Origin of the sequence: Streptomyces sp. 8K308 (assembly GCF_004348315.1) — a bacterium.
Taxonomy (GTDB): domain Bacteria; phylum Actinomycetota; class Actinomycetes; order Streptomycetales; family Streptomycetaceae; genus Streptomyces.
In genome coordinates this window covers 1-11,051 of sequence record NZ_SMKC01000245.1, presented here as the reverse complement: position 1 = coordinate 11,051, position 11,051 = coordinate 1, and the positions used below count along the sequence as shown (strand labels likewise).

The 11,051-nt window shown below is 71.2% G+C and carries 10 protein-coding genes and 1 pseudogene; 9 read left to right on the top strand and 2 right to left on the bottom strand.

Features of this window, described 5'->3' with window-relative positions; translation table 11 throughout:
• The 6 genes from E1265_RS26320 to pknB all read left to right on the top strand — a co-directional run.
• The coding region (locus E1265_RS26320; RefSeq protein WP_132933498.1) for an FHA domain-containing protein at nucleotides 1-314 on the top strand (314 nt) is incomplete at its 5' end.
• 11 nt (nucleotides 315-325) lie between these two features.
• Nucleotides 326-835 carry an FHA domain-containing protein gene (locus E1265_RS26315; RefSeq protein WP_132933497.1) on the top strand — a complete coding sequence of 170 codons (510 nt, stop codon included), beginning with the start codon at nucleotides 326-328 and terminating at the stop codon, nucleotides 833-835.
• A gap of 37 nt (nucleotides 836-872) precedes the next feature.
• Nucleotides 873-2,285 carry a PP2C family serine/threonine-protein phosphatase gene (locus E1265_RS26310; protein WP_132933496.1) on the top strand — a complete coding sequence of 471 codons (1,413 nt, stop codon included), beginning with the start codon at nucleotides 873-875 and terminating at the stop codon, nucleotides 2,283-2,285.
• 67 nt (nucleotides 2,286-2,352) lie between these two features.
• Nucleotides 2,353-3,759, top strand: coding sequence for an FtsW/RodA/SpoVE family cell cycle protein (locus tag E1265_RS26305; RefSeq protein WP_132933495.1), 1,407 nt, complete (start codon nucleotides 2,353-2,355; stop codon nucleotides 3,757-3,759).
• The gene (locus E1265_RS26300; RefSeq protein ID WP_132933494.1) at nucleotides 3,756-5,249 is read left to right on the top strand and encodes a penicillin-binding transpeptidase domain-containing protein; all 1,494 of its coding nucleotides are present in this window, start codon (nucleotides 3,756-3,758) and stop codon (nucleotides 5,247-5,249) included. The genes E1265_RS26305 and E1265_RS26300 overlap by 4 nt, the downstream gene beginning before the upstream one ends.
• Before the next feature lie 257 nt (nucleotides 5,250-5,506).
• Nucleotides 5,507-7,519: a Stk1 family PASTA domain-containing Ser/Thr kinase gene (pknB, locus tag E1265_RS26295; RefSeq protein WP_132933493.1), complete on the top strand. Its 2,013-nt coding sequence runs from the start codon at nucleotides 5,507-5,509 to the stop codon at nucleotides 7,517-7,519.
• Between the two features lie 409 nt (nucleotides 7,520-7,928).
• Here pknB and E1265_RS26290 read toward each other — a convergent pair whose 3' ends face one another.
• Entirely contained in the window at nucleotides 7,929-8,402 is a 474-nt protein-coding gene (locus E1265_RS26290) for a DUF5324 family protein (RefSeq protein WP_132933492.1), read from the bottom strand.
• Nucleotides 8,403-8,583: 181 nt separating this feature from the next.
• On the opposite strand from E1265_RS26290, the gene E1265_RS26285 reads away from it, so the two are divergent.
• Both E1265_RS26285 and E1265_RS26280 read left to right on the top strand, forming a co-directional pair.
• Complete coding sequence (locus E1265_RS26285) at nucleotides 8,584-9,117, top strand: peptidylprolyl isomerase (protein WP_132933491.1); 534 nt, start codon at nucleotides 8,584-8,586, stop codon at nucleotides 9,115-9,117.
• 126 nt (nucleotides 9,118-9,243) lie between these two features.
• On the top strand, nucleotides 9,244-10,134 hold the full coding sequence (locus E1265_RS26280; RefSeq protein ID WP_132933490.1) for a rhomboid family intramembrane serine protease: 891 nt from the start codon (nucleotides 9,244-9,246) through the stop codon (nucleotides 10,132-10,134).
• 195 nt (nucleotides 10,135-10,329) lie between these two features.
• Here E1265_RS26280 and crgA read toward each other — a convergent pair whose 3' ends face one another.
• Nucleotides 10,330-10,590 (bottom strand): cell division protein CrgA, encoded by a 261-nt coding sequence (gene crgA / locus E1265_RS26275; protein WP_132933489.1) that lies wholly within the window; start codon nucleotides 10,588-10,590, stop codon nucleotides 10,330-10,332.
• 101 nt (nucleotides 10,591-10,691) lie between these two features.
• On the opposite strand from crgA, the pseudogene E1265_RS26270 reads away from it, so the two are divergent.
• A pseudogene (locus E1265_RS26270) lies at nucleotides 10,692-11,051 on the top strand (hypothetical protein); the annotation flags it as partial.

The window sequence follows — 11,051 nt, the reverse complement described above, 5'->3', positions numbered from 1 at the left end:
CCCCGCCACCCTTCGGGCAGCCGGCCGGCGGCCGCGTCCGCCGCTGGATCGAGATCAACGGCACCCGGCACCAGATCGCCCGACCCACCCTGGTCATCGGCCGCAGCACCGAGGCCGACGTGCGGGTGGACGACCCGGGCGTCTCCCGCAGGCACTGCGAGATCCAGGCCACCGAGCCGGCCACCGTGCGTGACCTCGGTTCCACCAACGGCATCGTGGTGGACGGGCAGCACACCAAACGCGCTACGCTCCGCGACGGTTCACGCATCGTCGTGGGCAGCACCACAGTCATCTACCGGCAAGCCGAAGGGTAAAGCGGGGGGCAATGTCAGAGCTGACCCTGACGGTCATGAGGCTGGGCTTCCTGGCCGTCCTGTGGCTGTTCGTCATCGTGGCCGTCCAGGTGATCCGCAGCGACCTCTTCGGCACCCGCGTCACCCAGCGGCCGGTCGCCCGCCGCCCGGAGCCGCAGCCGGCCCAGGCCCCGCCACAGAGCCGGCGCGGGGCCCCGCCGCCGCGCGGCGGCCGGCAGCGCCGCGGCGCCCCCACCAAGCTGGTCGTCACCGAGGGATCCCTCGCCGGCACCACTGTCGCCCTCCAGGGGCAGACCATTACGCTCGGCCGGGCACATGACTCGACCATCGTGCTGGACGACGACTACGCGTCGGGCCGGCACGCCAGGATCTACCCCGACCGGGACGGCCAGTGGATCGTGGAGGACCTCGGCTCGACCAACGGCACCTACCTGGACCGAGGTCGGCTGACCACGCCGGTGCCGATCCCGCTCGGCGCGCCGATCCGGATCGGCAAGACGGTCATCGAGCTGCGGAAGTAGGCCGACACATGACGACCGGAGGGTGGGCGAGGCGCGCATGAGCCTGTCACTGAGATTCGCCGCCGGATCCCATGTCGGGATGATCCGCGACCACAACGAGGACTCCGGCTACGCCGGCCCCCGGCTGTTGGCGATCGCCGACGGCATGGGCGGCCAGGCCGCGGGCGAGGTCGCGAGCTCCGAGGTGATCTCGACCCTGGTCCAGCTCGACGACGACATCCCGGGCTCCGACATCCTCACCTCCCTCGACGCCTCCGTGCAGCGCGCCAACAGCCAGCTGCGCGCCATGGTCCATGAGGACCCGAGGCTTGACGGCATGGGCACCACGCTCACCGCCCTGCTCTGGACGGGTCAACGCCTCGGCGTCGTGCACGTCGGCGACTCACGCGCCTACCTGCTGCGGGACGGCGAGCTCACCCAGATCACCCAGGACCACACCTGGGTGCAGCGCCTGGTGGACGAGGGCCGGATCACCGAGGAGGAGGCCACCACCCACCCGCAGCGCTCGCTGCTGATGCGCGCCCTCGGCAGCGCCGACCACATCGAGGCCGACCTTTCCATCCGCGAGGTCCGGCCTGGCGACCGCTACCTGGTCTGTTCCGACGGCCTCTCCGGCGTCGTCAGCGCCGACACCCTGCGCGACACGCTCGGCACCTTCCACCCGCCGCACGACACCGTGCGCGAGCTGATCGAGCTCGCGCTGCGCGGCGGCGGCCCTGACAATGTGACCTGCATCGTCGCCGACGTCCTCGACGTCGACGTCCAGGTCGGCGACACGCTCGCCCGCCAGCTCTACGACGCCCCGCAGATCGTGGGCGCCGTCGCCGAGGTCCAGGCCCAGTCCACCGGCGAGACCCCGCGCACCCCGGCCGCCCGCGCCGCCGAGCTCGGCCGCCCGCCGGCCCCGCCCGCCGTGCCGGGACCACCCACCGGCGTCTTCGGCGCGTTCACCGACGAGGAGTACCTGCCGTCCAAGCGCGGCCGGGCCTGGAAGCGGTCGGCCCTGATCGTGCTGGCCCTCGCCGTGGTCGGCGGCGGTCTCTACGCCGGCTACCGCTGGACCCAGACCCAGTACTACATCGCTGCCAACGGCGACCACGTCGCCCTCTACCAGGGCATCAGCCAGCAGCTCGGGCCGCTCAGCCTGAGCAGCGTCGAGGAAGACTACCCCGACATCCGTCTCGACCTGCTGCCGACCTACAAGCGCGAGCAGGTCGAGGGCACCATCTCGGCCGACAGCCTCGGCGCCGCAGAGACGCGCATCACGGAGCTGTCCGACCAGGCCGAGGCCTGCCGGCTGCTCGGCGAGCAGCGCGAGGCCGAACAGCAGCAGGACGACGCGAGCAGCGGCGACGACGGGAAGACCGACCCCGATGGGCAGGCGCCCGCCCCCGAGACCCCGACCATGACCGAGGAGCAGCAAGAGCTCGCCAGGCAGTGCACCACCTAGCCCGGGCACCACACAGCCGGCTTCCACGGCGTCAAGCGACGGTCAGACGAGCAGAGACGACACGACGATGAGCAGCACTAGCAACACCACAGTCTCCACCGCCGGCCCACCGAGCCGGCGGAACACCGAGTTGGCGATGCTCGTGTTCGCGGTGGTCATCCCGGTCCTGGCCTACGCCAACGTCGGGCTCGCCAAGGACGAGTCGCTGCCGGCCGGCATGCTGGGCTACGGGCTCGGCCTCGGCCTGATGGCGGGCGTCGCACACCTCGTGGTGCGCCGCTGGGCGCCGTACGCCGACCCGCTGATGCTGCCGATCGCCACCCTGCTCAACGGCCTCGGCCTGGTGCTGATCTGGCGCCTCGACCAGGAGCCGACGCTCACCACCGACGCGCTCGGCGGCCCGATGGCCTCGGGCCAGCTGATGTGGTCCACGGTGGGCCTCGCCCTCTTCCTCGGCGTACTGATCCTGCTCAAGGACCACCGGATCCTCCAGCGCTACACCTACATCTCGATGGTGGTGGCGCTGCTGCTGCTGATCTCGCCGATGATCCCGGGGATCGGCGCCACCGTGAACGGCGCCCGGATCTGGGTCAGGCTGCCCGGCCTCGGCTCACTCCAGCCGGGCGAGTTCGCCAAGATCGTGATCGTCGTCTTCTTCGCCGGCTACCTCATGGTCAAGCGGGACGCGCTGGCGCTCGCCAGCCGCCGGGTCATGGGGATCTACCTGCCGCGCGGCCGGGACCTCGGCCCGATCCTGGTGGTCTGGGCGATCAGCCTGATGATCCTGATCTTCGAGACCGACCTCGGCACCTCGCTGCTGTTCTTCGGCGCCTTCGTGGTCATGCTCTACGTGGCCACCGAGCGCACCAGCTGGATCCTCTTCGGCCTGCTGCTCTCCGCCAGCGGCGCGGTCTTCGTGGCCTCCACCAACGCGCACGTCGGCGACCGCGTCGACAACTGGCTCGACCCGCTGGCCCTCGGCGCCAACGGCGGCGTCACCGAGACCGCCCAGGTCATGTACGCCTTCGGCTCTGGGGGCCTGTTCGGCTCCGGCCTCGGCCAGGGCTTCTCCCGACTGATCGGCGGCATCGCGGCCAAGAGCGACTACATCCTGGCGACGGTCGGCGAGGAGCTCGGCCTGGCCGGGATGATGGCCGTGATCCTGCTCTACGCGCTGCTGATCGAGCGCGGCATGCGAACCGCGCTGGCCGCCCGCGACCCGTTCGGCAAGCTGCTGGCCATGGGCCTGTCCGGCGCCTTCGCGCTGCAGGTCTTCGTGGTGGCGGGCGGCGTCACCGGCGTGATTCCGCTCACCGGTATGACCATGCCGTTCCTGGCCCAGGGCGGTTCCTCGGTCATCGCCAACTGGGCGCTTATCGCCCTCCTACTGCGGATCAGCGACACTGCCAGGAAGCCCGCGCCCGCCCCGGCGCCCTCCCTCGACGCGGAACAGACTCAGGTGGTTCGAGCATGAACAAGCCCATGCGCCGGGTGGCGGTCTTCTGCGGCCTGCTCATCCTCGCCCTGCTCGTCCGGGTGAACTGGGTGCAGTTCGTCCAGGCCGACGAGCTCTCGAGCGACGAGAACAACCGTCGGGTCAGGATCGAGCAGTTCGCGCACCCGCGCGGCAACATCATCGTCGACGGCGAGCCGATCACCGGCTCCGTCGAGACCGACGACATCGACTTCCGCTACGCGCGCACCTACACGGACGGCCCGATGTGGGCGCCGGTCACCGGCTACGCCTCCCAGGCCTTCGGCAGCTCCTTCCTCGAGGGCGTGGAGGACGGCATCCTCTCCGGCAGCGACGACCGGCTGTTCTTCAACAACACGATCGACATGTTCACCGGCGAGGACCAGCGCGGCGGCAACGTGGTCACCACGCTCAACTCCGCCGCCCAGCGCGCCGCCTACGAGGGTCTGATGAACGCCGGTCAGGGCGACGAGGCGGCCAAGGGCGCGGTGGTCGCGATCGACCCGCGCACCGGCGCGATCCTCGCCGCGGCCTCCACCCCCTCCTACGACCCCTCCTCCTTCGCCGGCACCAGCCAGGACGACGCGGAGGCGTGGTCGGCCCTCCAGGAGGAGAACGACCCGGACAACCCGATGCTCAACCGGGCGCTGCGGGCCACCTACCCGCCCGGCTCCACCTTCAAGGTGGTCACCGCGGCCGCGGCCCTGGAGAACGGCCTGGTCGACGACATCGACGACGAGTCCCAGACCGAGTACGAGAACCCGTTCCCGCTGCCCGAGAGCACCCACGAGCTGGAGAGCCAGGCGGGGGCGGCCTGCGACAACGTCAGCCTGCGCGAGGCGATGGTGCTCTCCTGCAACAACGTCTTCGCCGGCCTCAGCGACGACATCGGCAACGAGGAGATGATCAGCGCCGCCGAGGACTTCGGCTTCAACGAGGAGCACTTCGTCCCGGTCCGCGCCGACGCCAGCGTCTACCCCGAGGACAACGCCCCGCAGAACGCACAGGCCGGCATCGGCCAGGCGTCCAACCGGGCGACCCCGCTCCAGATGGCTATGGTGGCCGCCGCCGTCGCCAACAACGGCACGCTGATGGAGCCGTACATGGTGGAGAGCCTCGAGGCCCCCAACCTCAGCACCGTCGAGCAGCACGAGCCGAGGGAGCTGAGCCAGCCGCTCTCCTCGGAGAACGCGCAGCTGCTCCAGGAGGCCATGGAGTCCGTGGTCAGCGAGGGCTCCTCGCGGGAGGCGGCCTCGATCGACGGCGCCCGGGTCGGCGGCAAGACCGGCACCGCGCAGAACGGCGAGGGCAACGCGAACAACCCGTTCGCCTGGTTCATCTCCTACGCCATCGTGGACGACGAGTCGCCCGTCGCCGTGGCCGTCGTGGTGGAGGACGCCGAGGCCGCCCGTGACCAGATCTCCGGCTCCGAGCTGGCCGCGCCCATCGCGGGCGACGTGATGCGCGCCGTGCTCGACAGCCAGAACTAGTCCATCCGTGCCCACCGGCGAAGCCGTGCGCCCTCCTCGATGAACGTCCGCTCGGAAACCGAACAGGCCCTGGCACACGTCCTACCCTTGACCGGCCGTGTGTGTTCGGTCGCGGTGCTCTGCGATACCGGTTGCGTATCGGCCGAGCACCGCCGTCCGGCGGGCCCATCCCGGCGGGTACCGTAAGCGAGGGTTGACCACCGGAGTACGGCAGGCTCCGGAAGCCGGCCCGGGACCGAACGGAGAGGGCAGGAATCATGGAAGAGCCGCGTCGCCTCGGCGGGCGGTACGAACTGGGCCAGGTGCTGGGCCGCGGCGGCATGGCCGAGGTCTACCTCGCCCACGACACGCGCCTCGGCCGCACCGTGGCCGTCAAGACGCTCCGTGCCGACCTCGCCCGCGATCCCACGTTCCAGGCCCGCTTCCGCCGCGAGGCCCAGTCGGCCGCCTCGCTGAACCACCCGGCCATCGTCGCCGTCTACGACACCGGCGAGGACTACGTCGACGGCATCTCCATCCCCTACATCGTGATGGAGTACGTCGACGGCTCAACGCTGCGTGAGCTGCTGCACTCGGGCCGCAAGCTGCTGCCCGAGCGGGCGCTCGAGATGACGATCGGGGTGCTGCAGGCCCTCGAGTACTCCCACCGCAACGGCATCGTCCACCGGGACATCAAGCCGGCGAACGTCATGTTGACCCGCTCAGGCCAGGTCAAGGTGATGGACTTCGGCATCGCCCGCGCGATGGGCGACGCCGGCATGACGATGACGCAGACGGCCGCGGTCATCGGCACCGCCCAGTACCTCTCCCCCGAGCAGGCCAAGGGCGAGACGGTCGACGCCCGCTCCGACCTGTACTCCACCGGCTGCCTGCTCTACGAGCTGCTCGCGGTGCGCCCCCCGTTCATCGGCGACTCCCCGGTGGCCGTGGCCTACCAGCACGTCCGCGAGGAGCCGCAGCCGCCCAGCGCCTTCGACCCGGAGATCAGCCCCGACACCGACGCCATCGTCCTGAAGGCGCTGGTCAAGGACCCGGACTACCGCTACCAGAGCGCGGACGAGATGCGGGCCGACATCGAGGCCACGCTCGACGGCCGCCCGATCGCGGCCGGCGCCGCCCTGGCGGCCGCCCCCTACGGCTACGACGACCGGCCCACCACCGCGCTGCGCACCGCCGACCCGGCGACCGCGATGATGCCACCGACCAGCGACCCCGGGTACAACGGCTACAACAACGGCGGCTACGACGAGTACGGGGGCCGCGCCGACCGGCGGCAGCGCCGGCGCAACACCTCCACGATCCTGCTGGTGCTCGCCGGGATACTGGTGCTGATCGGCGCCGTCTTCATCGGCCGCGCCCTGTTCGCCAGCGATCCGCCGCCCAGCTCGGCCACCGTGCCCGACGTGGCCGGGTCTTCGGTCGATGATGCCACGAGAGACCTGCAGAACGCGGGCCGCTACGAGGCCGTCGAGGGCGACAGCCAGCCGTGCGAGGAGGACGAGGGCCTGGTCTGCGAGACCAACCCGCCGGCCGGCACCGAGCTCGAGGAGGGCTCCCGGGTCACGTTGATCATCTCTGAGGGCCCGGAGGCCGTCGAGGTGCCCGACGTGGTCGGCGACGACTTCGCGGACGCCGAGGCAGAGCTGAGGGAGGCCGGCTTCGAGGTCGAGCGCGAGGAGGACGAGACCACCGAGGAGGACCCCGGCACCGTGCTTGAGCAGGACCCGGCCGGCGAGCAGGAGGCCGAGCCGGGCTCCACGGTCACCCTCACGGTGGCGGTCGAGCCGGAGGGCGTCGAGGTGCCGGACGTGGTCGGCAGGAGCTTCGACGAGGCCAGCCAGATCCTCGCCCAGATCGGCCTGACCGCGACGAGGGTCGAGCAGCCGGACGACAGCCGCCCCGAGAACCAGGTGATCTCGCAGGACCCGGGCCGTGGCGAGCGGGTCGCCGAGGGCGGCGTGGTGCAGCTGATCGTGGCCGTGCCGTCCGCCACGCAGCCCCCGCAGGTCCAGGTGCCCGACGTGCAGGGCCGGCCGCTTCCGGAGGCCAGGCAGATCCTCACGGAGGCGGGCTTCCAGGTCCAGGTCGCGGGACCCGACACGGACACCGCGACCGTGGCCACCACGACCCCCGGCCCCGGGGAGCAGGCCGAGCAGGGGGCGACCATCACGGTCAACACCTTCGACCTGGGCAACGGGAACCAGGGCGCCGACGGCGGAGGCGGAGGCGGCGACGACGGAGGCGGAGGCACCATCTTCGGCCAGGGCTGACCCCTCCCACCGACGCGAGGCCCGCGGTGCCCTGACCCTCCCGGGTCAGGGCACCGCGGGCCCACGCTTTGCGCGGCTCCGGCACCGCCGGCCTGCCGGCCGCGAGAGGCCGAGGGCCGAGGGCCGAACCGCCTACGTCCCTCCGGCAACGAGCCGGCACAGGCCCATCTCCCACGCTGCCGGACCCGCCGGCCGCCAGGCCGTGGACACTCGGCGTTCGGGCCGCCGACACCCCTCCGGCAGCGAGCCGGCGCAGGCCACGTCCCACGCCGCAGCGCCCGCCGGCCGGCCGGCCGAACAGGCCGTGGACGCCCGGCGGCCGGGGTGCCGGTCAGACTCCGGCCACAGACGTCGCGCGCCGCCCTCGGCCTAGGCCGGCCGATCAGGCCTCCGCCTCCGGCAGGCCCCTTCAGCCCGCGTCCGCCTCCGGCAGAACCTCCGTCCCGGGGGTCGGTTCGGCCAGCCAGTCGGGGTCGTTCTGGCCGTGCCACCACTTCCACGCGGCGAACGCGGCGCCGGCCACCAGGCCGACCGTCCCGAGACGCCTGACCACCATCGCCGCCGCGTGGTAGCGCCGCCGTCGCCGCAGCGCGGAGCGCACGTCGCCCGGGGTGACCTCGCCGCGCAGGACCGCCAGCGCCGCCTGCGACCTGGCGGCCGCCTGCCGACCGGCGGGCCCGGCCGAGGCCATCGCGCGGCCCATCCGGGGCGCGACCTGGGTGGTGTACTGGTTCCGCGCCTGGTCGGCGACCCACCGGGCGCGTGGACCGACGGCGGCGCCGGCCTGCTGGGCGTACCGGGACGCGTTGCGCTTGGCAACCGCCGCGTACGGCGTCATCAGGTCGGCCGCATGCCGGACGCCGGACCTCCCGTTGTGGCTCACGTTTTCTCCTCCTTGCTCAGCAGCGCTCTCTTGACGATCCTCGTATGCGTTTGTCCTCTTGTGCGGAAATCATTCCTGTTGTCGGGCGATCCGGCACGCCTAACGGCCATCCGGGGGCACGGCGTGTCGCCCGGACATGGCAGGATCGGGCAACGTCACTGACGTAGACGGAAGGTAAATCGTGGCTGAGCAGCTGTACGCCACTCTGAAGACCAACCTCGGATCGATCGAGGTCCTGCTCTTCCCGAACCACGCGCCCAAGACGGTCAAGAACTTCGTCGAGCTGGCCAACGGCGAGCGCGAGTGGGTCAACCCGGAGACGGGTGCCAGGACCACCGACAGGCTCTACGACGGCACCGTCTTCCACCGCGTCATCAGCGGCTTCATGATCCAGGGCGGCGACCCGCTGGGCAACGGCACGGGCGGCCCCGGCTACAAGTTCGGGGACGAGATCCACCCCGACCTCGCCTTCACCCGCCCCTACCTGCTGGCCATGGCCAACGCCGGCCCCGGCACCAACGGCTCGCAGTTCTTCATCACCGTGGCCCCGACCACCTGGCTGACCGGCAAGCACACCATCTTCGGCGAGGTCACCAGCGACGCCGGCAAGAAGATCGTGGACGCGATCGCCAACACCGACACCAACCCGCGCACCGACCGGCCGCTGCAGGACGTGGTCATCGAGTCGGTCACCATCGAGAGCCGGCCGGCCTGAGCTGGCCCCTGAACTGGCGCGGAAAAGCGACACCCGGGAACCATTCCGGCCCCCTGTCCGTAGGATCAGGGGGCCGGATCCATGTCCGTGCCCGGAAGCGCGAGCCGGCAGGAGCGAAGGGACACCATGGCGCAGCCGTACGGACAGCCGCCTCAGCCCACCGGTCTGCCGCGCTGTTACCGGCACGGCGACCGGGAGACGGGCATCCGCTGCACCCGCTGCGAGCGGCCGATCTGCCCCTCGTGCATGATCTCGGCGGCCGTGGGCTACCAGTGCCCCGACTGCGTGCACGGTGCCCAGTCCGCGGTCCGCGCCGCCCGCCCGCGCACGCTGGCCGGCGGTACCGTGGCCGCCGACCCCCGCCTGGTCACCAAGATCCTGCTGGGGATCAACCTGGCGGTCTTCGCGGCCGTGCTGGTCGGCGGCGACCGGTTGGTCGAGGACCTGGGCATGCTGGGTCACGCGAGAGACCCGGACACCTCCACCTGGGTCGGCGTGGCCGACGGGCAGTGGTACCGGATGCTCACGGCCGCGTTCCTGCACCAGCAGATCTGGCACATCGCGTTCAACATGATGGGCCTGTGGTTCCTCGGGCCGCCCCTGGAGGCCGCGCTCGGCCGGGTGCGCTTCGTCGCGCTCTACCTGGTCTCGGCGCTGGCCGGGTCCACGCTCTTCTACGTGGTGGCCCCGCAGAACCAGCTCTCGCTCGGCGCCTCGGGCGCCATCTTCGGCCTCTTCGGCGCGACCGCGGTGCTCGCCCGGCGGATGCGGTACGACATGCGGCCGATCCTTGGCCTGCTCGCGGTGAACCTGCTGATCACGTTCTGGTGGTCGGACATCGCCTGGGAGGCGCACATCGGCGGCCTCGTCGGCGGCGCCCTGGTGACCCTCGGCCTGGTGCACGCGCCGCGCGAGCGCCGCACCCTGGTTCAGGTCGGCACGTGCGTCCTGGTGATCGCGGTGATCGCGGTGGCCTGCGTGCTCAGGACGACCGAGCTGCTTGACGCATATCCCTGACGGATCGGGCAGAGTTATCCACAGGCGGGCCCGGATCGGGCGCGACCTGTGGACAACCGGCGTTTTCGCAGGCGAACGGGGGCGCGGAGGCCGTTCGGAAGTCGTATGAACGTTCCCGTGCGCACTCGGTTATCCACAGATCTTGTGATGTTCGGTGGATAACCCGCGACGTCCGGGGAAGCGATCGCCGCCCCGCTACTTCCACTGGGTGGAGACCACGAACCCCAGCGCGATGAACCCGAAACCGACCACGATGTTCCAGTTGCCGAGCGCCTCGATCGGCAGATCCGCCCGCGTGATGTAGTACAGCACGATCCAGGCCAGGCCGATCGCGAACATCGCCAACATCAACGGTGCGACCCAGCGGCGTCCGCCCATGTCGATCTTGGTCGCCTGCCGCTTCTCCGGCGGGGTGTACGTGTCGTCCTTCTTCTTCCGGATCCGGGACTTCGGCACGAGTGGCTCTCCTGTCGATCGCGCTCGGCGCGCGGCGCGTAACGGGGGGATCGTCAGTTAGCGTAGTGCGTCCAGGGCCGATTAAGGAGACCAGGGGTACGGTGAACGACTTTCGCCTTCGCCCGGCACGTCTTGGCACGGTCGCGGTCTTCGGGCTCGCCGGCCTCCTCTTCTGGCTCAGCTTCCAGGTCTCCCAGGGCAACAACATCCGCACCGACGACTCCCTGCTTCAGATGTCCGACCTCATCAGGGAGCGCGCCCGGCAGAACGAGGGCCTGGAGTCCGCCACCGCCGACCTGCGGGCCCAGGTCGAGGCGCTCGCCGGCCGCGACAGCACCGTCGACCCCGCCGACCGCCGGCGACTCGACGAGCTCACCGAGGAGGCCGGCCTCACCGAGCTGGCCGGGCAAGGCCTCACCGTCACCCTCACCGACGCCCCGCAGAACGCCACCCCGCTGGTC

Bases quoted from the DNA above. Each gene is read 5' to 3' on its own strand.
- E1265_RS26315 (WP_132933497.1), top strand. From the start codon at position 326: ATGTCAGAGCTGACCCTGACGGTCATGAGGCTGGGCTTCCTGGCCGTC.
- E1265_RS26310 (WP_132933496.1), top strand. From the start codon at position 873: ATGAGCCTGTCACTGAGATTCGCCGCCGGATCCCATGTCGGGATGATC.
- E1265_RS26305 (WP_132933495.1), top strand. From the start codon at position 2,353: ATGAGCAGCACTAGCAACACCACAGTCTCCACCGCCGGCCCACCGAGC.
- E1265_RS26300 (WP_132933494.1), top strand. From the start codon at position 3,756: ATGAACAAGCCCATGCGCCGGGTGGCGGTCTTCTGCGGCCTGCTCATC.
- pknB (WP_132933493.1), top strand. From the start codon at position 5,507: ATGGAAGAGCCGCGTCGCCTCGGCGGGCGGTACGAACTGGGCCAGGTG.
- E1265_RS26280 (WP_132933490.1), top strand. From the start codon at position 9,244: ATGGCGCAGCCGTACGGACAGCCGCCTCAGCCCACCGGTCTGCCGCGC.